Here is a 24,572-nt window from a genome sequence, read left to right as displayed (position 1 = left end):
CGCCACGCGCTCCGATTGCCAGATCAGAGAAGAAGCCCGGTAACGCCGGGCTTTTTTGCGTGCGCCTCCCTGCAAGGCGCGAATGGGTAAATTCGTATTGCCTGGCGCCCGGATTTCATCGGGCTTTCGCGCCCGGCTTGTTACCATGGGCCTCCAGGCCCACAGTCGCCCTGGCGACATGCAGCAAGAGCCACGTACCCCCATGAGCAGCAGCACAAACCCCACCGTCCGCGACGTTACCGATCGCATCCGCGAGCGCAGCCAGGGGCTGCGCGGCGCCTACCTCACCCGCCTTGCCGAAATCCGCGCCCGCGACCGCGGCTCCGACCGCATGGGCTGCGCCAATGTGGCGCACGCCGTGGCCGGCATCCCGGCCAACGACAAGTTCCGCGTGGTGACCGAGCGCGCGCCCAACATCGGCATCGTCACCGCCTACAACGACATGCTCTCGGCCCACGCGCCGTACCAAGGCTACCCGGACATCATCAAGCAGGAGGCCCGCCGCCTCGGCGCCACCGCGCAGGTGGCCGGCGGCGTACCCGCCATGTGCGACGGCGTCACGCAAGGCACGCCCGGCATGGAGCTGAGCCTGTTCAGCCGCGACCTGATCGCCATGAGCACCGCGGTCGCGCTCACGCACGACATGTTCGATGCGGCACTGCTGCTCGGCGTGTGCGACAAGATCGTGCCGGGCCTCCTGATCGGCGCGCTGCACTTCGGCCACTTGCCGACCGTGTTCGTGCCGGCTGGCCCGATGCCCTCGGGCCTGTCGAACGGAGCCAAGTCGAAGGTGCGCGAACAGGCGGCGCAGGGCCTTGTGGGCCGCCAGGGCCTGCTCGACGCCGAGATGGCCGCCTATCACACGGTGGGCACCTGCACCTTCTACGGCACCGCCAACAGCAACCAGATGCTGCTCGAAGCCATGGGCCTGCACGTGCCCGGCACGGCCTTCATCCAGCCCGGCGACGCGATGCGCGAAACGCTCACGCGCGAGGCCGTGCGCACGGTGCTCGGCAAGGCGGGCGAGACAGCATTCAATTGCCCGCCCATCGGCGAGATGGTCGACGAGCGCTGCATCGTCAACGCCATGGTCGCCCTGCTCGCCACGGGCGGCTCCACCAACCACCTGATCCACTGGGTGGCCGTGGCGCGCGCCGCCGGCATCCTGATCGACTGGGACGACTTCTCCACGCTCTCCGACGTGGTGCCGCTGCTGAGCCGCGTGTACCCCAACGGCAGCGCCGACGTGAACGAGTTCCAGGCCTCGGGCGGCCCCGGCTTCGTGATCGGCGAACTGGTCGATGCCGGCCTCATGCACGCCGACGTGCTGACGGTGCGTTCGGGTGGCATCCGTGAATTCGCGAACATTCCGGCGCTGGCAGGCGATGCGGGCGAGCACCGCCTGCAATGGACCCCCGCCGCGCCCCTGAAGAACGAAGCCGTCACGCGCACGGTCGCGAGCCCGTTCAGCGCCACTGGCGGCCTGAAGCTGCTGAGTGGCAACCTCGGGCGCAGCGTCATCAAGGTGTCCTCGGTGCCCGACGACCGCCACGTCATCGAAGCCCCGGCGCGCGTGTTCGACTCGCAGGCCGCGCTGCAGAAGGCATTCACGGCCGGGGAACTCGAGCGCGACGTGGTCTGCGTGGTGCGCTGGCAGGGCCCGCAGGCCAACGGCATGCCCGAGCTGCACAAGCTCACGCCGCCGCTGTCGGTGCTGCAGGGCAAGGGGTTCCGCGTGGCGCTGGTCACCGATGGCCGCATGAGCGGCGCGTCGGGCAAGATTCCGGCCGCGATCCACGTCTCGCCCGAAGCGGCAGCGGGCGGCCCGCTCGCCAAGGTGCGCGACGGCGACCTGATCCGCCTCGACTCCGTCGCGGGTACGCTCGCCGTGTTGCTGCCCGAAGACGAATGGGCAGCGCGCGAGACCGCAACGCAACCCGAAGCGCAGCGCATCGCCGACGGACACGGCCTCGGCCGTGAACTGTTCGCCGGCATGCGCCGCAATGCATTGACCGCAGAAGAAGGAGCCTGCTCATGGCTATGAACGAAAAACTCACCGCGCTGGATGTGATGCGCGACGCCCCGGTCATTCCGGTCATCGTGCTGAACGACGTGAAAGACGCCGTGCCTCTGGCGCGCGCGCTGGTGGCCGGCGGCATCCGCATGCTCGAAGTCACGCTGCGCACGCCGCAGGCGCTGCAGTGCATCGAGGCCATCGCCAAGGACGTGCCCGAAGCCGTGGCCGGTGCCGGCACCATCCGCAGTGCGGCCGATGCGCAAGCCTCGGCGCTGGCGGGTGCCAAGTTCGGCGTGAGCCCGGGCTACACGCGCGCGGTCGGCAAGGCCTGCCACGACCTCGGCCTGCCGCTGCTGCCCGGCGTGGCCACCGGCAGCGAAATCATGACCGCGCAGGAAGACGGCTACACGCAGCTGAAGTTCTTCCCCGCGCTGCAGGCTGGTGGCCTGCCCATGCTCAAGGCATGGCAGGGGCCGTTCGGCGACGTCACCTTCTGCCCGACGGGCGGCATCCATGCGGGCAACGCGGCCGAGTTTCTTGCGCTTTCGAACGTGGCCTGCGTGGGCGGTTCGTGGATCGTGCCGACCGACGCGATCCGCGATGGTGACTGGGCGCGCATCGAGCAACTGGCACGCGCCGCGAGCCAGCTGCCGCGCTGAGCATCGCCATGAGCGGCGCTGATTTCGACGCGAGCGACCTCAAGGTCATCGCGTTCGACGTTTTCGGCACGGTGGTCGACTGGCACAGCGGCATTGCCGCCGAGGCCGAGAGCGCACTGCCGGGCGTGGACGGCGCAGCCTTTGCGCTGGCATGGCGTGCCGGCTACCAGCCCGCGATGAAGGCAGTGATGGAGCGCATCGCCGCGGGTGAGGGCGGCTTCACGCTGCTCGACGAACTGCACCTGAGCATGCTCGAACAGGTGCTGCACGACTTCAGCCTGGCCGACCGCCTCGACACCGCCGCCAAGCGCGACCTGAGCCGCGCCTGGCATCGACTGCCAGCCTGGCCCGATTCGGTGGCCGGGCTCACGCGGCTCAAGAAGAAGTTCACCATCTGCACGCTGTCGAACGGCAACATCGGCCTGCTCACCGAAATGGCCAAGCGCGCCGGCCTGCCCTGGGACTGCGTGCTGTCGGCCGAGGTGTTCAAGGCCTACAAGCCCGATCCGCGCACCTACCTCGGCGTGGCGGGCGTGTTCGATGCGACGCCCGGGCAGGTGATGCTGGCCGCCGCGCACCACGACGACCTGGCCGCCGCGCGCACCTGCGGCCTGAAGACCGCGTACATCGAGCGCCCGCATGAATTCGGCCGCGCCAGGCCGAAGGATGTGTCGCCGCAGGTGGACAACAACCTGCACGCGCGCGACATCAACGAGCTGGCGGACCTGCTGGGCTGCTGATCAGTCGGTGAGCAGCTTCTCTACCGTGCGCAGGTTGCGCGTGGTGGTGCTCGACTTGTAGCGGGTCTTGGCGAGCAGCTTGGCCACCGGCGTATCGAGGCTCTCGCCGCGCGGGCATTGCCAGTACAGCACGCCCTTGCCGCGCTTCAGCTGTTCAACGTCAGCATCGACGGTGCCGGCCTTCTCCACGATTTCATCGAGCATTGCGGCGTCGGAGCCGAACACGATATAGGGATGGCGTTCTTCGTCGATGCGCTCGAAGGGGTAGCTCGCCGCCATTTCGGCCACGGTCTTCTGCGTGAGCAGCACGATCCACGCGTCGTAGCCGAAGCGCTTGCGCAGGGCCTGCTCGATGCGTGTGCGCAGCGCGGCGGAGTCGCTCTCGCTGGTGTCGAACAGCACGTTGCCGCTGGCGAGCACGGTGCGCACCGCGCCGAAGCCCAGTTCGACGAAGAGCGCCTTCAGATCGGCGCTCTTGATCGTGATGCCGTTGACGTTCACGCCGCGCAGCAGCGCGACATGGCGGGTTGTCATGGCCTGCTTCTTCGTGCTTGCCATGGGCTGCCCCGCCGAGGTTCAGCGCAGGCCGCCGCCAGCGGCGCCTTCGTCGCGCTGGATCAGCTCGATCTTGTAGCCATCAGGGTCCGTGACGAACGCGATCACCGTGGTGCCACCCTTGACCGGCCCCGCCTCGCGCGTTACGTTGCCGCCCGCGGCCTTGATCTTCTCGCAGGCCGCGTATGCATCGGGCACGCCCAGCGCGATGTGGCCGTAGGCGGTGCCGAGTTCGTAGCTTTCGGTGCCCCAGTTGTAGGTGAGCTCGATCTCGGCCTGGTCGGGGTTGCCCTTGCCGTAGCCGATGAAGGCGAGGCTGTATTTGTACTCGGGGTTTTCGGACGTGCGCAGCAGGTTCATGCCGAGCACCTTGGTGTAGAAGTCGATGGAGCGCTGGAGGTTGCCAACGCGCAGCATGGTGTGGAGGAGTCGCATCTCGTGGTGCCGTGTAGTTATGGGAAAGATCGGAAAGGGGGGCCGCTATTGTCTGCCTCCCGGCGCGGCGATCAAGCTGCCAGGGTCAGCAGGTGGGCCTGGTGGCGCTTCAGGAATTCCATCAGGTGCTGCGGGTACTCAGGCACCACGGCGTTGCGCACGCTGGGACGGGCGGCCAGCGCCTTGCGCCAGGCATCGACCTTGGGCAGGGCATCGAAGACGTGCGAGTCGCTGATCGCATCGAACACCTCGAAGTAGCGGAACACCGGTGCGAAGACCGCGTCGACGAGGCTGAAGCTGCGGCCTGCGAAGTAGGGACCTTCACCCAGCGCAGCCTCGACGCGCCCGAACTTTGCGATGAGCGCGAGGCGCTTCTGCTCGAACACGGCTGCGTCCTGCGTGGTCTCGTAGCCCCAGAGGTCGGCAAGGATGGCCGAGCCGAACTCCATCCAGGCGCGGTGCTCGGCGCGGGTGAGCGGGTCTTCGGGGTGCAGGCGCGCGCCGGGCTGCGTTTCTTCGAGGTACTCGCAGATCACGTTGCTTTCGAACAGCACGGCCTCGCTGCCATCGGGGCGCTGTACCTTCAGCAGCGGCACCTTGCCGAGCGGCGAGATGTCGAGGAACCACTGGGGCTTGTTGGCGAGGTCGATCACGACGCGCTCGAAGGGCACGTCTTTTTCATTCAGCGCAATCGCGGCGCGCTGCACGTACGGGCACAGCAGGTGGCTGACGAGGGTGAGGGCTTGTCGCGTCATGGGGCTTTCCGTTCTTTGGGAAGGATGTGTCTGGAACGCCGCGATTCTTGCGATCCCGAACAACCTTTTCCCGATAAGCCCATTCGAGAAAAGGCCCCTGTGTGCTAGGCCGCCGTGTCGAGCCAGTGCGTGATGCGCCCCCCGTGCATCACGCCGATGCGGTCGGCCATGGCGTGCGCCTCGGCCTCGTTGTGCGTGACGAGGATGGCGGTCTGGCCGGCCTGCTTCAGGATGCCGCGCACTTCTGCCGTCAGTCGCTCGCGCGTGCCGCCGTCGAGGTTGGAGAAGGGCTCGTCGAGCAGCAGCAGCGCGGGCGAGGGCGCGAGCGCGCGGGCCAGCGCAATGCGTTGCTGCTGGCCGCCGGAGAGTTCGTGAGGGTAGCGTTCGCCCGCGTCGGCCAGGCCGACCAGCGCAAGCATTTCTGCGACGCGCGATTGCTGCGCCGCACGGTCCAGGCGACGCAGCCCGAACGCCACGTTCTTCGCGGCCGACAGATGCGGAAACAGCGCGTACTCCTGGAACATCATGCCCACGCGCCGCTGCTCGGGCGGCAGGTGCTTCTGCGCGGACGACAGCAGCACGTCTCCGAGCCGGACCGTGCCGGCGCGCACGGGCTCGAAGCCCGCGATGGCGCGCAGCACCGTCGTCTTGCCGCAGCCCGAGGGGCCGAACAGGCAGCCGATGTCGCCCGCGTTCAATGCCAGCGAGAAGCCATCGACGACCGTGTGCAGGCCGCGCGATGTGTCGTAGGCGAGCTGGATCGCATCGATGTGCAGGGGAGAACTCATGTCTTGTCGGGGCCGGGTGTGAGCGAAGGCGTGCCCAGCTGGTTGCGCGCAAGCAGCACGACGGGCAGCAGGCCGGCCAGCACGATCGCGAGCGCGGCAATTGCGCCTTCTTCATACGTGCCGCGCGCGGCCTCGGCATAGAGCCAGGTGGCGAGGGTGTCGAAGTTGGCGGGCCGCAGCAGCAGCGTGGCCGGCAGCTCCTTCATCGCGTCGACGAACACCAGCAGCGCGGCTGCAGCCATGGCGGGGCGCAGCAACGGCAGGTGCACGCGGCGCAGCGTGCCGGCGGTGGTTTCGCCAAGCAGGCGCGAGGCCTGCTCGATGGCGGGGGGAATGCGCGCGAGGCCGGCCTCGATACCGCCCACGGGCATCGCAAGAAATCGGATCGCGCAGGCCACGACCAGCACGACGCCGGCGCCCATCAGCGGCAGGCCCTGCCAGCCGAGCGCGGTGGCCAGAGCGGCATCGAAGGCCAGCGCAGGCGTGAGCAGCCCGATGGCCAGCACTGTGCCCGGCACGGCATAGCCCAGAGTTGCTACACGCGCCTGCCAGCGCGCACGGTTGAGGCTTGAGCCCTGGCTGCGCGAAGCCCAGGCGACGACCAGCCCCGCCGCCACCGCGACCACGGTGACGCCCGAAGCCAGCGCCAGCGTGTTGCCGAGGCTCGCTATCAGACCCCGGGAAACGCCACCGCCCTGTTGCAGCCGCTTGGCGCTTTCCCAGACGAGGTAGAGCGCAGGGGCCACGAAGCCGATCAGCACGGGCGTCGCTGCCGTCACAGTCGCAGCACAGGCCGCGCCGCCATGCAGGCGCCGTGGCTGCACCGCGCGCATGCGTTGTGCCGAACCGAAGCGCTGGTGCTGCCGGCCGTTGCGTTCGAGCCAGACCAGCGCCACCACCACGAACAGCATCGCGCACGCAATCTGCGCTGCTCCGGCCAGGTCGGAGCGCGTAATCCACGTGGTGTAGACCGCCACCGTCAACGTGCTCACGCCCAGGAATTCAGAAGCGCCGATGTCGTTGAGCGTTTCGAGCAGCGCCAGGCTCAGTCCCACGGCCAGCGCCGGCCGCGCCAGCGGCAGCGCCACGCGAAAGAATGCGCCGCGCCGGCTCTCGCCGAGCATGCGCGCCGCTTCCATCAGGTGCGCCGGCTGCGTCATGAACATCGCGCGCGCCGTCATGTAGACGTACGGGTAGAGCACGAAGCCCAGCACGAAGATCGCACCAGGCATCGAGCGCAGGTCGGGCAGGCGGAACTGGCGCGGGCTGTCGAAGCCCAGCACCCAGCGGATCGCGCCCTGGACAGGGCCGATGGGGTGCAGCAAGTCGAGGTACGCGAAGGCGACGATGTAGGTCGGCATGGCCAGTGGCAGCAGCAGCGCCCAGTGCAGCACGCCGCGCCCTGGAAAGTCGTGCGCCGTTACCAGCCACGCGCAGCCGGTGCCGATCACCAGCACCAGTGCGCCCACCCCCGTAAGCAGCAAGGCCGTGTTGAGCGCCGCCTGCGGTAGTACATGTGCGAACAGCGGGCCCCAGTGGCCGACGCCCGAACCGAACGCGAGCCAAGCCAGCGTGAGCACCGGCGCGAGCACGCCGATGGCGATCAGGAACGACGCGCAGCGCCACGCCGGGCCCGCGGCGCGCAGGCCCGGCGGCAGGCGCCGCGCTGTCAGCATTCAGTCGCCGGCAAGGCGTGCCCCGCCATCCATGTCACTGGTCGAAGCCGACCTTGTCCACCAGGGCGCTGGCCTGCTTGCGGTACTTCGCGATCTCGGTCAGCGGCAGCGGATCGACCTTCAGCTCGCCGATGGTCTGGCCGATGATCGGGTCGAGTGCCACTCCCTTGCGCACCGGGTATTCATAGTTGGTCTGCGCGTACAGCGACTGCGCCGGTTCCGACACCAGGAACTCGAGCAGCTTGACCGCGTTGGCGCGCTGCGGCGCGTTCTTTGCCACAGCCGCGCCGCTGATGTTGACGTGCGTGCCGCCGCTTTTTGCATTGGCGAAGGTCGGGCGCACGACCTTGATGGCGTCGCCCCACTTGCGCGCGTCGGTGCCTTCCTTGGCGCTCTTCATCTGGCCGACGTAGTACGAGTTGGCCAGGCCCACGTCGCAGATGCCACCGAGGATGTCGCGCGCCACGTCGCGGTCGCCGCCCGTGGCCTTGCGTGCCAGGTTGGCCTTGACGCCGCGCAGCCACTGCTCGGCCTTGGCTTCGCCGTCGTGCGCGATCAGCGAGGCGACCAGCGCGGTGTTGTAGGGGTGCTGGCCGGCGCGGATGCAGACCTTGCCCTTGTACTTCGGGTTGGCCAGGTCCTCGTAGCGGAAGCTCGTGAGGGGCAGGCTCTTGTCGGCATACAGCACACGCGCGCGCAGCGAGAGCGAGAACCACTGGCCGTCGGCACCGCGCAGGTTGGCCGGAATGGCCGATTCGAGCGCGGCCGATTTCACCGGCTGCGTCACTCCGCCGTCGACCAGGTCCATGAGGTTGCCGATGTCCACCGTCATCAGCACGTCGGCCGGCGAGCGTGCGCCTTCGGCCTTGACGCGCTCCAGCAGGCCGTCTTTCACGAACACGGTGTTGACCTTGATGTTGCTCTGCGCACTGAAGGCCGAGATCAGCGGCTGGATCAGCGCGGGTTCGCGCGTCGTGTAGAGCGTGAGTTCGTCGGCTGCGGCAGCCTGCGCGGGCAGGGCGGCGACGGCAAGCCAGGCGGCGCTGGTGGCGAACAATGCGCGCGCGGCGCGGCCTTGGACGCTTGAGCGTTCGGTCATGAGGATCCTCCGGGGGCGGGTGTTCTGGAAAGCTCCGAGGCCTGTTGCAGATCTCGGATGAGAATAATTATCACTGGAGGTGTGAGTTGCGACGCCTTTGGACTTACAGGTCGAAGGCCTACTGCCTCGTTGCAAAGTGCGGTGCCTGCGCTGCTCAGCAGCATGTGATGGCGTCCGCTTCCTCCTGCTGACGCCCTCTCGCCCAACCCGATGGCAATCCGGGCGCAGGGGCTCAGCGTGCTGGCAGCACCTCGAACACCAGGCAGGTAGTCGTGGCGTGCGCGAACAGCGTGCCGTCGGGTCCGTAGAGGCGGGCCTCGGCGGTGGCGAGCTGCTTGCCGCAATGGATCACCTTTCCTTCGGCGCGCACGCGCTGCACCTTGGGCGTGAGGCCCTTCACGTAGTTCACGCTCAGCTCGGCGGTGGTGTAGGCGCGCCCGGGCGGCATCATCGTGTGCACTGAGCAGCCCAGGGCCGAGTCGAGCATCGTCGCGACCCAGCCGCCGTGGATGGTGCCCAGCGGGTTCAGGTGCTGCGGCAGCGGCGTGCCCTGGAAGATGGCCACGCCCTGGCGCACTTCGAGGATCGTGAAGTCCAGCGTCTTGGCGATGGCCGCGTAGGGAATGTCGCCGTTCAGCATCGCCTGCATCACTTCGAGGCCGGTCTTGCCCGCGATCTGTTCGGGGCGGGCGAGGCCGGGGCCTGGGCCGGCATCAAGGCGCTCGGCGATACGGCGTTCTTCGGCGATCCAGGTTTCGAGCTGGTTGGGGTTTTGTGTCATGCCTGTGTTCCTTCTGGGGGCTTTGGCGGAGGGTGGTAGTTGCATATGCAATAGTTGCACATACAATAATATCCCATGGACACCCCCACCAAGCCACGCGGCTGCACCAGCTTCAAGGTGCGCCAGCTTTCGCGCCGTCTTTCGCAGTTCTACGACGCCGAGGTGTCGAAGAGCGGCTTGAAGACCACGCAGTACTCGCTGCTGTCGAATCTCGCGCGGCTCGGCCCTTCGCGGCCGGTCGACCTGGCGGGCGAACTCAAGATGACCGCCTCGACCCTGAGCCGCAACCTGCAGCCGCTGATCGTCGCGGGCCTGGTCGCGCAGACCGCCGGCGCCGATGCGCGCAGCCGGCTGGTGCATGTCACGCCCGAGGGCGAAGAAAAACGGCGCGAGGCGCTGGCCCACTGGAAGACCGCGCAGCAAAAGCTCAATGCGCTGCTGGGTGTGGAGCGCGTGCTGGCGCTGCACCTGCTGATCGACGAGTCGATGGAACTGCTGGGCGCCGAAGACGTGCCCGACGGCGACGACTGACCCGCCTCCAACCGCTTTCCCGACCCCATCCCATCACGCGTTCCGTCGCGCGCGGCTCCCGTTTTTTTCTTCTCCTCCACATCTCATTCCAACAGCAGAGGTCCCATGTTCGCCACCCCCGTTTCCGCATGGCTCCAGCGCCGCGGCATCCACTACGGATGGATCGTCGCCGCCATCACCTTCCTGACCATGCTGACCATGTCGGCCGCGCTGGGCTTGCCGGGCGCCATGCTGCAGCCGCTGGGCAAGGAGTTCGGCTGGAGCACCGAGCAGATTTCGTCGGCGCTTGCGCTGCGCTTCGCGCTGTTCGGCCTCATGGGCCCATTCGCCGCGGTGCTGATGGAACGCTACGGCCTGCGCGCGGTGATCTGCACCGGCCTGGCGCTCGTCGGCATGGGCATGGCGCTGGTCACCATGGCCTCGCAGCTGTGGCAGCTGTTCGTGCTGTGGAGCCTGATGCTGGGCCTGGGCACCGGCATGACGGCGCTGGTGCTCGGCGCGGTGGTGGCCAACCGGTGGTTCGTCGCGCGGCGCGGGCTGGTGATCGGCATGCTCACTGCGAGTTCGGCGACCGGGCAGCTGGCCTTCCTGCCGTTCGCGGCCTGGATGATCGAACACTGGGGCTGGCGCTCGGCCATCGTGCCGATCGTGATCGGCAGCATCCTCATCGGCGTGCTGGCGCTGTGCCTCATGCGCAACCGGCCTTCGGACATCGGCCTGCTGCCTTACGGTGAACTGCCCGGCACGCAGCCGGCAGCGCCCGCCGCAGCAGCGCCGGCGATGAATTTCGCCACGCCGTTCCGCGTGCTGAAGGAGGTGTCGACCAACCGCACCTTCTGGATCCTGGCCGGCACCTTCTTCATCTGCGGCCTGAGTACCAACGGACTCGTGCAGACGCACTTCATCTCGCTGTGCGGCGACAACGGCATGGGCGCGGTGCCCGCTGCCTCGGTGCTCGCGATGATGGGCGCCTTCGACTTCGTCGGCACCATCCTCTCGGGCTGGCTGTCGGACCGCTATGACAACCGCAAGCTGCTGTTCTGGTACTACGGCCTGCGCGGGCTGTCGCTGTTCTGGCTGCCGCATTCGGAATTCACCATCTACGGCCTGGGCATCTTCGCGATGTTCTACGGCCTCGACTGGATCGCTACCGTGCCGCCGACCGTCAAGCTCGCGGGCGCCGCCTTCGGCCCCGCCAAGGTGGGCCTGGTGTTCGGCTGGGTCTTTGCCGCGCACCAGCTGGGCGCCGCCACGGCTGCCTATGGCGCCGGCTTTGCTCGCACGCTGCTGCTGACCTACACACCGGCGCTCTACGCGGCTGGCGCGGCCTGCCTGGTGGCGGCGCTGATCGTGATGATGATCCGCCGCCCGGCGGCGAAGGCCGGCACGCCGGTCACGCCTTCCGCAGCGGCACGTGCCTGAACGCATCGAGGCTCCCTCCATGACAGCTTCAAACAGCACCGCCGAACTCGACCCGCGCACGCGCCGCCTGCTCGAGGCGCCCATCGTTCCCACGCTGCTGCGCCTCGCCGCGCCCAACGTGCTGGTGATGGTGGCGCAGGCCTCCGTTGGCCTCATCGAAACCTACTTCGTCGGCAAGCTCGGCACCAATGCGCTCGCGGGCATGGCACTGGTGTTCCCCATCGTCATGCTGATGCAGATGACATCGAGCGGCGCGATGGGAGGCGGCATTGCCTCGTCGATCGCCCGTGCGCTCGGCGCACGCCGCCGCGCCGATGCCGACGCGCTGGTGTGGCACGCCATCGTCATCGCGCTGGGCTTCGGCCTGTGCTTCACGCTGGCGTTGCTGCTGGGCGGGCGCTGGTTGTACGGAATCATGGGCGGCACCGGGGCCGCGCTCGACGCGGCGCTCACGTATTCGAACTGGGTGTTCGCGGGCGCGACGCTGGTGTGGCTCTTCAACTCGCTCTCGGCCATCATCCGCGGCACCGGCAACATGTCGGTGCCGGCCAACGTGACGGTGGTGGGCGTGGTGTTCCTCATTCCGGCGTCGCCGCTGCTGATCTTCGGCGTCGGGCCGCTGCCGGGCATGGGCATCGCGGGCGGCGCGATGGCGCTGCTGCTGTACTACCTGCTGGGTTCCATCGCGCTCATCATCTACCTGCGCTCGCCGCGCAGCTTGCTGCGGCCCACGCTGGCCGCGCTCAAGCTGCGCTGGCCGCTGTTCCGCGACATCCTGCGCATCGGGCTGGTGGGCGCGGTGTCGACGGTGGCGACCAACCTGTCGATCGGTATTGCCACCGCGCTGACGGGGCACTTCGGTTCGGGTGCGCTGGCCGGCTACGGCACGGCCTCGCGGCTCGAATACCTGCTGGTGCCCCTGGTGTTCGGGCTGGGCGCGCCGCTGGTGGCGATGGTCGGCACCTGCATGGGCGCCGGGCAGCGCGAGCGTGCGCTGCGTGCCACCTGGGCCGGCGCGGCGCTGGCCTTTGCACTGACCGAGACCATCGGCATTGCGGCCGCGCTGTTCCCGCGCCCATGGCTGCTGCTGTTCGGCAACGACCCGGCCATGCTCGAAACCGGCGCGCACTACCTGCGCGTGGTGGGGCCGCTGTATGGCTTCTTCGGTGTCGGGCTGGTGCTGTATTTCGCGTCGCAGGGCGCGGGGCGGCTGCTGTGGCCGGTGCTGGGCAACATCGCGCGCCTGGCGGTTGCCGGCACGGGCGGCTGGCTGGCGCTGCGCTGGGGCGGCGGGCTCACCGGCGTGTTCGCGGCGCAGGGCGTGGCACTCGTGGTGTACGGCATCGTGATCGCATCGGCCATCGCGGGCGGCGCCTGGTTCGGCCGCGTGGGCTGGCCGCGCACCACCAGCGGCCTGCTGCGGCGCGTGGCGCAGGCTTGAGAACAGTTTTCAACGATTTCCATCAACGAAAGACTCATCATGAAAATCAAGGACTCCGTGGTCTTCATCACTGGCGCCAATCGCGGCCTCGGTCTCGCCTTTGCGAAGGCAGCGCTGGCAGCAGGCGCACGCAAGGTCTATGGCGCGGCGCGCGACCCCAAGAGCATCACCTTGCCCGGCGTGATGCCGGTGGCTCTCGACGTGACGCAGCCTGCGCAGATCGAAGCGGCCGTGCGTGCCTGCGGCGACGTCACGCTGCTCGTCAACAACGCGGGCATCTCGCGCGGCTCCAGCTTCCTCGGCTCGCCCGATGCGCTGGCTGCAGCTCGCGCCGAATTCGAAACCAACTTCTTCGGCCCCTGGGCGCTGACGCAGGCCTTCGCGCCCGTGCTCGCGGCCAATGGCGGCGGAGGTGTGATCAACGTGCTGTCGGCCCTGAGCTGGACCACCTTCCCGAGCGTGGCAACCTACAGCGCAACCAAGTCGGCGGCCTGGTCGCTGAGCAACGGCCTGCGCAACGAACTGGCCGGGCAGGGCACGCAGGTCACGAGCCTGCATGTGGGCTACATGGACACCGACATGGCAGCGCATGTGCAGGGCGACAAGTCTTCGCCGGACGACGTGGCGCGCCAGGCGCTGGCGGGCATTGAGGCGGGGCAGCCCGAGGTGCTGGCGGACGAAGTCTCGCGGCAGCTCAAGCAGACCCTGTCGAGCGCGACGCCGCCCTATGCGGGTTCCGCAACCTGAACGAAAAACCCGGGCAAGCGGCCCGGGTCTTCATCAATAGCGATAGGGGTTGTTGGGCCGGCGGTCGTAACGGTTGGGTACACCGTCACCGTCGTTGTCCCGGCGGCCGCCATGGTGGCGGCGGTCATCCCAGCGGCGGTCGTAGTAGCCGTCGCGGCGATAGCCGGGGCCGTAGTAGTGACGCGGCGGAGGCGGCGGTGCGTAGTAGCGGCGCGGAGGCGGCGGTGCGGGCACGACATACACCTGCGCCTGGATGAAGTTTCCGCTCGCATGGGCCTGGGCCGGAACGGTGAGCGTGGCCAGCGACAGAAGGGCCGCGGCGCCGAATGCAAAAGAAAGCTGTTTCATGTGATCCCCCGGTTGTGGTTGGAAGCCCCATCCTCGCGGCCTTGTGTGAAGTTGGTGTAAGGCTGGAGCGAAATCGGATGAAGAGCTGTAAGCGCCTTGCGCGCAGGACGTAGCAAGGCCAAGACACAATTGTGAATGGAGTTTGCACCGCGGAACATGTCCCGCGGATAGGCCATTGGCCGTATCGGCCGGAAGTTCAGCCGCGCGGGGCGGGCAGCATGCGGCGCAGGGCTTCGAAGAACAGGTCCGATTGCTCGCGCTCGCCCTGGATCTGCGCCGCCACGTGCGCGGCCAGTTTCGCGTTGACCGGCACCAGCGGGCGCCCGGTCGACTGCGCGATCACCTGGTGCAGGCAGGCGCGCTCCAGGTAGTAGAGGTCGTCGTAGGCGTGGGCGATGTTGCCGCCGGCCACGATCACGCCGTGGTTCGCCAGAAAGGCCACGTCCTTGCCCGCCATGGCGCGGGCGATGCGTTCACCCTCCGCGTCGTCGAGCGCGAGGCCGTTGTATTCGGCATCGACGGCGATGCGGTTCATGTAGCGCATCGCGTTCTGGCTCGCGGTCGGGTCGAGCGCGCGGTCGACCGTGATCGTGAGCGCCGTGGCGTACGGCATGTGGCAGTGCAGCACGACCGCATGACCCGTGATGCGATGCACCGCGCCGTGGATGAAGAGGGCTGTGGGCTCCACGCGATGGCGCCCGGCGAGCACCTCGCCATGCACGTCGATCAGCACGATGTCGTCGGGGCCGATCTCGCTCCAGTGCAGCCCGCGCGGGTTGATGAGGTAGCGGTCTTGCGCGCCCGGCAGCATCACGCTGAAGTGGTTGCAGACACCTTCGGACAGCCCGTGATGGGCGGCGGCGCGCAGGGCCAGGGCGAGGTCTTCGCGCAGCTTGCGGACGGCAGGGCTGGCGTAGGTGGCATCGGCGGACATCGAGGGGCTCTCCATTTTTCTTGTTGCGGAGGAAGGGCGTAGATCAGGCGAGGGTTGTGCCCGTCCAGGCCGCGATGAATTTCTTCGCATCGTCGCGCACCGCCGCGGCCTGTTTGCCGGGCTTATAGAGCGCTGAGCCGATGCCGAAGCCGGCCGCGCCAGCCGCGCGCCATTCGGCCATGTTCGCGGGCGTGATGCCGCCCACGGGCATCACCGGCGTGCCGGCCGGCAGCACGGCCAATAGCGCCTTCACCACGGCGGGCGAAGCCAGTTCGGCCGGGAACAGCTTGAGCCCGGTCGCGCCGGCCGCGAGCGCGCCGCAGGCCTCGGTCGGCGTCATCACGCCCGGCAGGCAGACCATGCCGAGCCGCACGGCTTCGGCGATGACTTCGGCGTTGAAGTTGGGCGAGACGATCAGCTCGCCGCCGGCCGCATGAACCTCGCGCACCTGCCGCGCGCCGAGCACCGTGCCGGCGCCGACCAGCGCCTGCGGAAAGCGCTTGCGCATCAGCGCGATGCTTTCCAGCGGCTGCGGCGAATTGAGCGGCACTTCGAGCAGCCGGAAGCCGGGCTCGACGATGGCGTCGCCGACATCGGCTGCCTCGGCGGGCGTGAGGCCGCGCAGGATCGCCACCAGAGGCAGCTCGCGCATCGCGGCGCCGAATTTGTCGAGGGGTGTGGGGGTGCTCATGCGGGAATTCTGTCGGAATCGAGAAAGCCGGACAGCGCATGCAGCCCGGCCCAGGTGGCTTCGGCCCCCAGCGTGCGCGTGGCGACGCCGGTGGCGCGCAGGGCCAGCGTGTAGCGCTGGGTGAGGGCAGACGAACCGATCAGGATCACCTCGCCGGCCGCCTGCAGCGACTGCGTGCGCAACTCTTCGCCGATCAGCAGGCCCGAGAGGTAGCTCGCGAGTTCTTCCTTCGGCATGCGCTCGAACAGCGCGAGCGTGCGCGTGCCGAAGGCGTTGTGCAGCAGGCCGTGTCCGTTCTCGGAGCGGGTCACGCCCTCGAGGAACGAGGCTTCGTCGAGCGGCGCCGAGGCATCGAGCATGCGCGCCAGGATCGAGTGCTGGCTCAGCAGCGCATAGAACTCGCCCGTCATGTAGGTGCGAAAGCCCGCGACGCGGCCCTTTTTTACCGTGGCCCATTTGTTGTGGGTTCCGGGCAGCACGAAGACGCCTTCGCTCAGGCCGGTGAGCTCCATCGCGCCGAAGATCTGCACCTCTTCGCCGCGCATCACGTCGGGCACGCCGGCGTGCTCGTCGCTCAGGCCCGGCACGATCGCGATGCGGGCTCCGGGAATGGCATCGATGTCGATGATCTTGCGGCCCACTTCGACACGGCCCGCAGGGCAGGCGCAGTAGGGCGCTTCCACCCAGCCCTGCTTGCTGCCGGCCATGCCGGAGATCAGGCAGCGCGTGCCCTCAAGGCGCATCCAGTCGCCGAACAGCGTCTCGAAGACGGCGGGGAAACCGCCTTCGGGCACCGTGAGGATGCCGCGCGCATCGCTGCGTTCTTCCAGCACCTTGCCGCCGGCATCCAGCAGTGCGCCGCGCAGTGAACTCGTGCCCCAGTCGATTGCTACCAGTCTTGTCATCTCAGTGATTGTCGCGCGGCACGAATGCCCCGCGGCGACCACGCAGAAAGGCCAGGTCAGCCCCTTGGTCAGCCTGCAAAACTGTATCGACGTACAACTTCCAGTAACCGGAATCGAGCGGCGCCTTCGGTGCCACCCACTTCGCACGGCGCTCGGCCAGTTCTTCGTCGCTCACATGCAGATGCAATTTGCGGTTCGGCACGTCGAGCTCGACGATGTCGCCGTCCTGCACCAGCGCCAGCGGGCCGCCCGCGGCCGCTTCGGGCGCGGTGTGCAGAACCACTGTGCCGTAGGCCGTGCCGCTCATGCGTGCATCGCTGATGCGGACCATGTCGGTGATGCCCTTGCGCAGCACCTTCGGCGGCAGCGGCATGTTGCCCGCTTCGGCCATGCCGGGGTAGCCCTTGGGGCCGCAGTTCTTGAGCACCATGATGCAGTGCTCGTCGATGTCGAGGTTCTCGTCGTCGATGCGCTTGTGCAGGTCTTCGGCGCTTTCGAACACCACCGCGCGGCCCTTGTGCACCAGCAGCTCGGGCGTGGCCGCGCTGGGCTTGATGATGGCGCCGTTGGGCGCGAGGTTGCCGCGCAGCACGCAGATGCCGGCCTTTTCCTTGAAGGGCTCCGCCAGCGTGCGGATGACTTGCGGGCCGTAGTTCTCGGCGTCCTTCACGTTCTCCCACAGGCTCTGGCCGGTGACGGTGAGGATGTCCTTGTGCAGGTGCTCGGCGATTTCCTTGATGACTACCGGCAGGCCGCCTGCGTAGCAGAAGTCTTCCATCAGGTACTGGCCCGAGGGTTGCAGGTTCACGAGGCAGGGCAGATCGGAGGCGAGACGGTCGAAGTCGTCGAGCGAGAGGTCGACACCGATGCGGCCCGCAATGGCCAGCAGGTGGATCACGAGATTGGTCGAGCCGCCGATGGCCGCGTTGACCTTGATCGCGTTCTCGATGGCCTGGCGCGTGAGGATCTTCGACATGTTCATGTCTTCATGAACCATGTCGACGATGCGCCTGCCCGCCTGGCGTGCCAGCACGTTACGGCGGCCGTCCACGGCGGGGTAGGCCGCGTTGCCCGGCAGGCCGATGCCCAGCGACTCGACCATGCTGGCCATGGTGCTCGCGGTGCCCATCGTCATGCAGTGGCCGTGGCTGCGATGCATGCAGCTCTCGGCCTCGAAGAATTCCTGCAGCTTGAGCGTGCCGGCGCGCACCTGCTCGCTCATCTGCCATACGCCGGTGCCCGAGCCGAGCTCTTGCCCGCGCCACTTGCCCGAGAGCATCGGGCCGCCCGACACGCCGATGGTTGGCAGGTCGACGCTGGCCGCGCCCATCATGAGCGCGGGCGTGGTCTTGTCGCAGCCCATGAGCAGCACCACGCCGTCGAGCGGATTGCCGCGAATGCTTTCTTCCACGTCCATGCTCGCGAGGTTGCGATACAGCATGGCGGTGGGGCGCAGCAGCGTTTCGCCGAGCGACATCACCGGGAACTCGAGCGGGAAGCCGCCTGCCTCGTACACGCCGATCTTCACCTGCTCCGCGAGCGTGCGGAAGTGCGAATTGCAAGGCGTGAGTTCGCTGAAGGTGTTGCAGATGCCGATGACCGGGCGACCGTCGAACTGGTCGTGCGGCACACCCTTGCCCTTCATCCAGCTGCGGTAGATGAAGCCGTCGCGGTCATGACGGCCGAACCATTGCTGGCTGCGAAGTTCACCGGGTTTTTTCTTTGGTGCGGTGCTCATGAAATGTCTCTCTTTGTTGTCGATGCGTGGGCTCGACCCTCAGGGTTTGTCCTGCCGATCCAGCGTTTCAATCATCATATGATAAGCGTGAACAATGCGCCGGAGCCTTAGTGTTTTCGAGCGGCGAGATACCAGATTTCACATCGCACATGATCAAGAACATCCACGGTCGCACGCTCGAACTCCTCGGTGAAGCCGTGGTGGCGGGGCGCTATGCGATCGGCGCGTCGATCCCCTCCGAGCCCGTGCTCGGCGAGGAACTCGGCGTGAGCCGGACCGTGGTGCGCGAGGCCATCAAGTCGCTGGCGGCCAAGGGCCTGATCGTCACGGGGCCGAAGGTCGGCACGCGCGTGCTGCCCAAGGACAAGTGGAACTGGTTCGATCCCGACGTTATTACCTGGCAGGCGCGCGCGGGGCTCACGCCCGAGTTCCTGCGCGACCTGCAGGACTTGCGCCGCGTGGTGGAGCCGGCGGCAGTAAGGCTCGCGGCCGAACGGGCCACGGCCACCGACATCGAGGAAATAGAAAGCGCCTTCGCGGGCATGAAGGAAGCCGTGGAGAACGGCGGCGACTACGTCACTTTCGACCTGCGCTTTCACAACGGCCTGCTGAGTGCCGCGGGCAACCGCATGCTGTCGCAGATGAGCAAGGTGCTCAACGCGCTGCTGCGCACCAGCTTCGAGATTTCGACCACCAAGCCCGACGGCCCCACGCTCTCGCTGCCGCTGCACCGCGCAGTGCTCGACGCGGTGATCGCGCACGACCCGGCCAGGGCCGAGCTCGCGATCATCCGTCTCATCGACGGCGCGCGCCAGGACATCGAGGACGTGCTGGGTTCGCGCCGGCGATTGCCGCGCCTGAGCAGACCACCGCCCAGGCTCAAGGCCAGTTAGCTGGCCGCATCGGCGTCGTCTACGCGTTTGTCCGCAGTTCGCATCCGGTTCTTTCACCCTACGCTCGCGCCCCGAGCAAATTCCACCCAAGAGAAGAAGGAGACACCAACCATGAAACTCGTCAAGTCGCTGATTGCGCCGACGCTGGTCGCGCTGGGCCTGCTGTCGGCAGGCCACGCTGCCGCGCAGGAAAAACTCACCGTATGGTGGGTCAAGGGCTTCTACAAGGCGGAGGACGACGCGCTGTTCGCCGCCATCAAGAAGTTCGAGGAGAAGAACAAGAACGTGAAGATCGAACTGTCGCAGTACCCGATCCAGGACATGATCCCCAAGACCGTGTCCGCGCTCGACTCGGGCAGCCCTCCTGATGTGGCGTACGCCGACGTGTACGACTTCCAGGTCACCGGCAAGTGGGCCTACGACGGCAAGCTCGAAGACATCAGCAGCGTGCTCACGCCCATGAAGGACCGCTTCGCGCCCAACACGCTGGAGACCACCTACCTCTACAACGACCAGACCAAGACCAAGGCCTACTACGCCTTCCCGATCAAGCAGCAGACGATGCACATCGAGTATTGGCGCGACATGCTGGCCGAGGCGGGCTTCAAGGAGTCGGACATCCCGACCACCTGGAAGGAGTATTGGTCGTTCTGGTGCGACAAGGTGCAGCCCGCCAGCCGCAAGGAAAGCGGCAAGCGCAACTTCGGCATCGGCATGCCGATGGGCGTTGATTCGAGCGATGCGTTCTATTCGTTCCTGACCTTCATGGACGCCTACAACGTCAAGCTGGTGGACGACAACGGCAAGCTGCTGGTCGACGACCCGAAGGTGCGCACCGGCCTGATCGGCGCCATGACCGACTACACCACGCCCTACACCAAGGGCTGCACGCCGCCTTCCTCCACCAGCTGGAAGGACCCGGACAACAACGTCGCATTCCACAACAAGACGACCGTGATGACGCACAACGCGACCATCTCCATTGCCGCCAAGTGGCTCGACGATTCGAACAACGCCTCGCTCACGCCCGAGCAGCGTGAAGAAGCGCGCAAGAACTACACCGAGCGCATCCGCACGGCCGGCTTCCCGAGCAAGCCCGACGGCAGCAAGATGGTCTACCGCACGGCCGTGAAGACCGGCGTGGTGTTCAAGGACGCGAAGAACAAGGCCCGTGCCAAGGAGTTCGTCACCTTCCTGCTGCAGGAAGAAAACCTGACGCCGTACGTCGAGGGTTCGCTGGGCCGCTGGTTCCCCGTGACCAAGACCGCGCAGCAGCGTGACTTCTGGAAGGCCGACCCGCACCGCCTCTCGGTCTACAACCAGTACGCCGCCGGCACCGTGACCTTCGAATTCACCAAGAACTACAAGTTCACCGTGCTGAACAACGAGAACGTCTGGGCCAAGGCCATGAGCCGCGTCGTGACCGACAAGGTGCCGGTGGACAAGGCCGTGGACGAGATGATCGCGCGCATCAAGACGGTGGCGGGGCAGTAAGCCGCGCACGCACGGCACCCGTCACAACAGCAGCTGCATGCCATGAGCGCCACTGCCACCGCCGCCGCGTCGACCACACCGGCGCCTGTCGTCAATCTCGGGGCGCGGCATGCGCGCTGGCAGTTCTGGGGCGCGGTCATGGTCGTGCCCTACCTGCTGGTGTTCGTGGTGTTCGTGCTGTACCCGGTGGGCTACGGGCTTTGGCTCGCCCGCCACCCGCAAAGCTACGTGAAGCTGGTCGAAGACCCGATCTTCTTCCGCTCCGTGATCAACACGGCCATCTTTCTGGTCGTGGCGATCAACCTCAAGATGCTCGTGGCGCTGGTGCTCTCGGGCTTCTTCGTAACGTCTCGCTGGTGGATCAAGATCATTTCGGCGATCTTCATCCTCCCGTGGGCGATGCCCTCGATTCCGACCATCCTGTCGATCCGCTTCATGCTGAACCCGGAGTGGGGCGTGATCAACAGCACCATCTTTCGCCTGACCGGCGCCGATGGTCCCAACTGGCTCAACGACCCTGCGCTGGCGCTGAGCTTCGCGATGGTGGTGCACGTGTGGAAGTCGCTGCCGTTCTGGACGCTCATCCTCGTGGCGGGGCGGCTGGCCATTCCCACCGAGCAATATGAAGCGGCTTCGGTCGACGGAGCCTCGTCGTGGCAGAAGTTCCGCTTCGTGAGCTGGCCTGCGCTCAAGACGCTCTACATCACCTCGCTGATCCTCTCGATGATCTGGACGCTGGGCGACTTCAACAGCGTCTATCTGCTTACCGGTGGTGGCCCCGCCGACCTGACGCACGTGCTCGCCACGCTGGGCATCCGCTACCTGCGGCTCGACCAGGTCGACCTGTCGATGGCATCCATCGTGGTGGCCTTGCCACTCGTGCTGCCGCTCGTGTACTTCATGATGAAGAGGCTCTCGAAATGAAGCGCTGGACCCCCAAGGCCGTGGCGACCGAGGCCAAGCTGCTGCTCATCGGCATTCCGGTGCTGCTGTGGACGCTGATCCCGGTCTATCACATGGTGCTGTTCGCGATCTCGTCGAAAGACTCCGCGACCTCGGGCCACCTGTGGCCCAAGAACCCGACGCTGGACAACTTCCGCATCGTGTTCCAGCAGAAGCACTTCTACCTCGACCACTTCTGGCTGCAGCTGTGGAACTCGCTGCTGATCGCGGTGTCGGTAGGCGCGATCACGCTCTTCGTGGCAACCACGGCAGCCTTCGCGATCAGCCGGCTGCGCGTGCGTGGCGGGCGCACGGTGATGAACCTGGCGCTGTTCACGTACTTCATTCCGGCGGCGTTCCTGGCCGTGCCCATGTACAAGACCATGGGCAACTACGGGCTGCTCAACAGCCAGTGGGCGCTCATCCTGGCGATGGTGACCATCGCCTCGCCGTACTGCATCTGGGTGCTGAAGCAGGCGTCGGACAAGCTGCCCTACGAGCTCGACGAAGCCGCGCGCATGGACGGCGCCTCGCCGCTGCAGCTGTTCCGCCTCGTGTACCTGCCGCTGATGGTGCCGTCCCTGGTGGCCGTGGGCACGTATTCGCTGCTGCTGGCCTGGAACGAGTACCTCTATGCCTTCCTGCTGCTGTCGAACGACAAGAGCGTGACGCTGGCGGTGGCGCTGGGCAATTTCCTGTCGGCCGACGATTCGCCGTGGGAACTGCTGATGGCCACCGGCCTCATCTACGCACTGCCGCCCGCGGCCATCTATTACGCATTCAAGCGCTACATGGTCGGCGGCCTGACCGCCGGCGCCGTCAAGAGCTGAACGATTTCAGGGACAACACATGGCATCCGTATCCTTTCGCAATATCGAGAAATCCTTCGGCAAGGTCCAGATCATCAAGGGCCTGGGCTTCGACATCACCGACGGCGAGTTCGTCGTGCTGGTCGGCCCTTCGGGCTGCGGCAAGTCGACGCTGCTGCGCATGCTCGCGGGCCTGGAAGACATCAGCGGCGGCGAGATCGTCATCGACGGCCGCGTGGTCAACGACCTCGAGTCGAAGGACCGCGACATCGCGATGGTGTTCCAGAGCTACGCGCTGTACCCGCACATGACGGTGGGCGAGAACATGGGCTTCAGCCTCCGGCTGCGCAACGCAGAGAAGTCGGTGACCGACGAACGCGTGGCCAGGGCCGCAAAAATTCTCAACCTCGACGCGCTGCTGGGCCGCTACCCGCGCGAGCTCTCGGGCGGCCAGCGCCAGCGTGTGGCCATGGGCCGCGCCATCGTGCGCGACCCGAAGGTTTTCCTGTTCGACGAGCCGCTGTCGAACCTCGACGCCAAGCTGCGTGTGGCAATGCGCGCCGAGATCAAGGCGCTGCACCAGCGGCTGAAGACCACCACCGTCTATGTGACGCACGACCAGATCGAGGCTATGACCATGGCCGACCGCATCGTCGTGATGCACGACGGCATCGTCGAGCAGATCGGCACCCCGCTGGATTTGTACGACCGGCCCGACAACCTGTTCGTCGCCCAGTTCATCGGTTCGCCGTCGATGAACGTCATCGAAGGCACGGTGCGGCGTTCGGGTGGCGACTGCTGGGTCGAGTCGCAGGGTGCGCGCTGGCCGGTTCCCATCGGCACCTCGGCGCCAGACGGCCAGCCTGTGCACTACGGCATCCGGCCCGGTGACATGACGCTCGGCGGCGGCTCGCACGGCGTGGAGGCCAGGGTGATCGTGGTCGAGCCCACGGGCGCGGAGACCGAACTGCTGGTGCAGGTCGGCGAAGCCAAGCTGGTGCTTGCGGTGCATGGGCGTGTCGATGCCGGACCCGACGACACGGTGCGGCTGGCCATCGAGGCCGAGAGCGTGCACATGTTCGACCGGCAGACCGGCCGGCGCATGGGCTGAGTCGCCTGGGTCAGGCCGTGCGCAGCCGCAGCAGGGCGCGCACGAAGCCGTGGTCGGAGCGCGAGCGGTCGCGCCCTTCGTGCAGGTGATCGTTGAAGTAGTCGACACGCCGCACGTCGCCCAGGCTGTGCCGGCTGCTGGCGACGAACTCCTCGCTCACGAGAATCTGGTCGAGCACATCCGGAAAGCCCTGGTGGATGTGCGAGTACGCCACGTCCTTCTTGAGCGCCGACTCACCCTGCATCTCGTAGGCGTTGAACAAGGCCACGTCGCGCGCGGCCTTGTCGTAGGCCACTTCGGAGGTGGCCGCCACGAGCTGCGTCGTCACGCTGTGCGGGTTGTCGTTGAAGTCGCCCATCACCACGAGCGGCACGTTCGTGCCCTGCAGCAGATCGATGACGATGCAGCGCAGGGCCGCGGCCTCCGCGCCGCGCATCAGCAGCGAGCGCAGCGACGCCATCACGCCGATCTTGCGGTCGTCGCGGTCCTCGAGGTGGTTGCCCTGCGCATCCTGCAGGAACTTCGGGCGCTTGGACTTCAGGTGCACCGTGAGCACATGCACCTGCTGGCCGTGCTTCATGCGCACCGTGACCAGCAGGGGAGGCCGCTCGAAGCGTGTGTGCGCACCGAGCCCCGGCACGTCGACGCCGAAGCCCGGTGGAAAGTCGACGAAGGAGCGGACCTCGTCCACCATCAGGCGCGTGACGATGCCTACGCGCGGCGTGCCTTGTGCGCCAGTTCTCGCAGGCGTGCCCTCGGGGCTGCCGGGCGGTGGTGTGTTTTCGGCGCCGGGCACCGAGACAAAGTCGTAGCGCAGGCCGCTGCGCGCGATGGCCGCCTTCAATGCCGATTCGTCCCACACCTCCTGCACCGCCAGCACGTCGGCGTTGAGCGCGTGAAAGCGCTCGCCGGTCCAGTCGATCTTTCGCTCGTACTCGCGCTCGGTGTAGGCGTCCTGGTTCTCGTAGTACACGCGGTTCGGGGCCGCGAGATTGAGGAGGTTGCAGGTGGCTATGAAGAGGGTGGCGTAGTTGGGTGGGATGTATTGCATGGCGGAACGA

At 67.1% G+C, this 24,572-nt stretch carries 25 protein-coding genes; 12 read left to right on the top strand and 13 right to left on the bottom strand.

The features are described from left to right. Nucleotides 1-202: 202 nt before the first annotated feature. The 3 genes from edd to BMW87_RS23000 are packed head-to-tail and all read left to right on the top strand — an operon-like array spanning nucleotide 203 to nucleotide 3,416. Nucleotides 203-2,044 carry a phosphogluconate dehydratase gene (gene edd / locus BMW87_RS23010; protein ID WP_093078831.1) on the top strand — a complete coding sequence of 614 codons (1,842 nt, stop codon included), beginning with the start codon at nucleotides 203-205 and terminating at the stop codon, nucleotides 2,042-2,044. Next, nucleotides 2,035-2,676: a bifunctional 4-hydroxy-2-oxoglutarate aldolase/2-dehydro-3-deoxy-phosphogluconate aldolase gene (gene eda / locus BMW87_RS23005; protein WP_093058255.1), complete on the top strand. Its 642-nt coding sequence runs from the start codon at nucleotides 2,035-2,037 to the stop codon at nucleotides 2,674-2,676. The genes edd and eda overlap by 10 nt, the downstream gene beginning before the upstream one ends. An 8-nt stretch (nucleotides 2,677-2,684) precedes the next feature. Then, a complete protein-coding gene (locus BMW87_RS23000; RefSeq protein ID WP_093078830.1) occupies nucleotides 2,685-3,416 on the top strand; it encodes a haloacid dehalogenase type II in 732 nt (243 codons plus the stop codon). Here the strand turns inward: BMW87_RS23000 and BMW87_RS22995 are convergent, their stop codons facing one another. The 7 genes from BMW87_RS22995 to BMW87_RS22965 form a co-directional block, all read right to left on the bottom strand. Next, a complete protein-coding gene (locus BMW87_RS22995; protein ID WP_256216871.1) occupies nucleotides 3,417-3,950 on the bottom strand; it encodes a DUF1697 domain-containing protein in 534 nt (177 codons plus the stop codon). A gap of 42 nt (nucleotides 3,951-3,992) precedes the next feature. After that, entirely contained in the window at nucleotides 3,993-4,406 is a 414-nt protein-coding gene (gene gloA / locus BMW87_RS22990) for a lactoylglutathione lyase (protein ID WP_081268016.1), read from the bottom strand. A gap of 71 nt (nucleotides 4,407-4,477) precedes the next feature. Continuing rightward, nucleotides 4,478-5,161 (bottom strand): glutathione S-transferase family protein, encoded by a 684-nt coding sequence (locus BMW87_RS22985; RefSeq protein ID WP_093078827.1) that lies wholly within the window; start codon nucleotides 5,159-5,161, stop codon nucleotides 4,478-4,480. Nucleotides 5,162-5,265: 104 nt separating this feature from the next. Continuing rightward, nucleotides 5,266-5,949 (bottom strand): ABC transporter ATP-binding protein, encoded by a 684-nt coding sequence (locus BMW87_RS22980; protein WP_093078825.1) that lies wholly within the window; start codon nucleotides 5,947-5,949, stop codon nucleotides 5,266-5,268. Beyond that, on the bottom strand, nucleotides 5,946-7,625 hold the full coding sequence (locus BMW87_RS22975; protein WP_093078824.1) for an ABC transporter permease: 1,680 nt from the start codon (nucleotides 7,623-7,625) through the stop codon (nucleotides 5,946-5,948). The genes BMW87_RS22980 and BMW87_RS22975 overlap by 4 nt, the downstream gene beginning before the upstream one ends. A gap of 34 nt (nucleotides 7,626-7,659) precedes the next feature. Continuing rightward, complete coding sequence (locus tag BMW87_RS22970) at nucleotides 7,660-8,724, bottom strand: Fe(3+) ABC transporter substrate-binding protein (protein WP_093078822.1); 1,065 nt, start codon at nucleotides 8,722-8,724, stop codon at nucleotides 7,660-7,662. A 232-nt stretch (nucleotides 8,725-8,956) separates the two neighbouring features. Next, entirely contained in the window at nucleotides 8,957-9,505 is a 549-nt protein-coding gene (locus tag BMW87_RS22965; protein ID WP_093058263.1) for a PaaI family thioesterase, read from the bottom strand. 75 nt (nucleotides 9,506-9,580) lie between these two features. On the opposite strand from BMW87_RS22965, the gene BMW87_RS22960 reads away from it, so the two are divergent. From BMW87_RS22960 to BMW87_RS22945, 4 genes are all read left to right on the top strand, one after another. Continuing rightward, a complete protein-coding gene (locus tag BMW87_RS22960; RefSeq protein ID WP_093058264.1) occupies nucleotides 9,581-10,036 on the top strand; it encodes a MarR family winged helix-turn-helix transcriptional regulator in 456 nt (151 codons plus the stop codon). A gap of 105 nt (nucleotides 10,037-10,141) precedes the next feature. Continuing rightward, nucleotides 10,142-11,458, top strand: a complete 1,317-nt coding sequence (locus BMW87_RS22955; RefSeq protein ID WP_093078821.1) for an MFS transporter — start codon at nucleotides 10,142-10,144, stop codon at nucleotides 11,456-11,458. A gap of 19 nt (nucleotides 11,459-11,477) precedes the next feature. After that, nucleotides 11,478-12,899 (top strand): MATE family efflux transporter, encoded by a 1,422-nt coding sequence (locus tag BMW87_RS22950; protein ID WP_093078819.1) that lies wholly within the window; start codon nucleotides 11,478-11,480, stop codon nucleotides 12,897-12,899. Between the two features lie 39 nt (nucleotides 12,900-12,938). Continuing rightward, nucleotides 12,939-13,646, top strand: coding sequence for an SDR family oxidoreductase (locus tag BMW87_RS22945; protein WP_093078818.1), 708 nt, complete (start codon nucleotides 12,939-12,941; stop codon nucleotides 13,644-13,646). A 33-nt stretch (nucleotides 13,647-13,679) separates the two neighbouring features. Here the strand turns inward: BMW87_RS22945 and BMW87_RS22940 are convergent, their stop codons facing one another. From BMW87_RS22940 to BMW87_RS22920, 5 genes are all read right to left on the bottom strand, one after another. Next, a complete protein-coding gene (locus BMW87_RS22940; RefSeq protein ID WP_093078816.1) occupies nucleotides 13,680-13,994 on the bottom strand; it encodes a hypothetical protein in 315 nt (104 codons plus the stop codon). 196 nt (nucleotides 13,995-14,190) lie between these two features. Then, nucleotides 14,191-14,943: an aldolase gene (locus BMW87_RS22935; RefSeq protein ID WP_093058269.1), complete on the bottom strand. Its 753-nt coding sequence runs from the start codon at nucleotides 14,941-14,943 to the stop codon at nucleotides 14,191-14,193. Between the two features lie 28 nt (nucleotides 14,944-14,971). Beyond that, a complete protein-coding gene (locus tag BMW87_RS22930) occupies nucleotides 14,972-15,619 on the bottom strand; it encodes a 2-dehydro-3-deoxy-6-phosphogalactonate aldolase (RefSeq protein ID WP_093078815.1) in 648 nt (215 codons plus the stop codon). Beyond that, nucleotides 15,616-16,524, bottom strand: coding sequence for a 2-dehydro-3-deoxygalactonokinase (locus tag BMW87_RS22925; protein ID WP_093078813.1), 909 nt, complete (start codon nucleotides 16,522-16,524; stop codon nucleotides 15,616-15,618). The genes BMW87_RS22930 and BMW87_RS22925 overlap by 4 nt, the downstream gene beginning before the upstream one ends. 1 nt (nucleotide 16,525) lies before the next feature. Beyond that, on the bottom strand, nucleotides 16,526-18,262 hold the full coding sequence (locus tag BMW87_RS22920; protein ID WP_093058272.1) for an IlvD/Edd family dehydratase: 1,737 nt from the start codon (nucleotides 18,260-18,262) through the stop codon (nucleotides 16,526-16,528). A gap of 149 nt (nucleotides 18,263-18,411) precedes the next feature. Between BMW87_RS22920 and BMW87_RS22915 the strand changes: the two genes are divergently transcribed. The 5 genes from BMW87_RS22915 (at nucleotide 18,412) to BMW87_RS22895 (ending at nucleotide 23,511) form a co-directional block, all read left to right on the top strand. Continuing rightward, nucleotides 18,412-19,155, top strand: a complete 744-nt coding sequence (locus BMW87_RS22915; protein ID WP_093058273.1) for a FadR/GntR family transcriptional regulator — start codon at nucleotides 18,412-18,414, stop codon at nucleotides 19,153-19,155. 111 nt (nucleotides 19,156-19,266) lie between these two features. After that, nucleotides 19,267-20,649 (top strand): ABC transporter substrate-binding protein, encoded by a 1,383-nt coding sequence (locus BMW87_RS22910; protein WP_093078812.1) that lies wholly within the window; start codon nucleotides 19,267-19,269, stop codon nucleotides 20,647-20,649. A gap of 42 nt (nucleotides 20,650-20,691) precedes the next feature. Beyond that, a complete protein-coding gene (locus BMW87_RS22905) occupies nucleotides 20,692-21,573 on the top strand; it encodes a carbohydrate ABC transporter permease (RefSeq protein WP_093058275.1) in 882 nt (293 codons plus the stop codon). Continuing rightward, nucleotides 21,570-22,421: a carbohydrate ABC transporter permease gene (locus tag BMW87_RS22900; RefSeq protein ID WP_093058276.1), complete on the top strand. Its 852-nt coding sequence runs from the start codon at nucleotides 21,570-21,572 to the stop codon at nucleotides 22,419-22,421. Before BMW87_RS22905 ends, BMW87_RS22900 begins: the two co-directional genes overlap by 4 nt. A gap of 19 nt (nucleotides 22,422-22,440) precedes the next feature. Beyond that, the gene (locus tag BMW87_RS22895) at nucleotides 22,441-23,511 is read left to right on the top strand and encodes an ABC transporter ATP-binding protein (RefSeq protein ID WP_093058277.1); all 1,071 of its coding nucleotides are present in this window, start codon (nucleotides 22,441-22,443) and stop codon (nucleotides 23,509-23,511) included. A gap of 10 nt (nucleotides 23,512-23,521) precedes the next feature. Here BMW87_RS22895 and BMW87_RS22890 read toward each other — a convergent pair whose 3' ends face one another. After that, a complete protein-coding gene (locus BMW87_RS22890) occupies nucleotides 23,522-24,562 on the bottom strand; it encodes an endonuclease/exonuclease/phosphatase family protein (protein WP_093078910.1) in 1,041 nt (346 codons plus the stop codon). Between the last annotated feature and the right edge of the window lie 10 nt (nucleotides 24,563-24,572).

The sequence above is a fragment of the Variovorax sp. OV084 genome, from assembly GCF_900111625.1.
Classification (GTDB): Bacteria; Pseudomonadota; Gammaproteobacteria; order Burkholderiales; family Burkholderiaceae_C; genus Variovorax.
The sequence above is the reverse complement of the archived record's forward strand: the minus strand, read 5'-3'. Positions and strand labels throughout refer to the sequence as shown.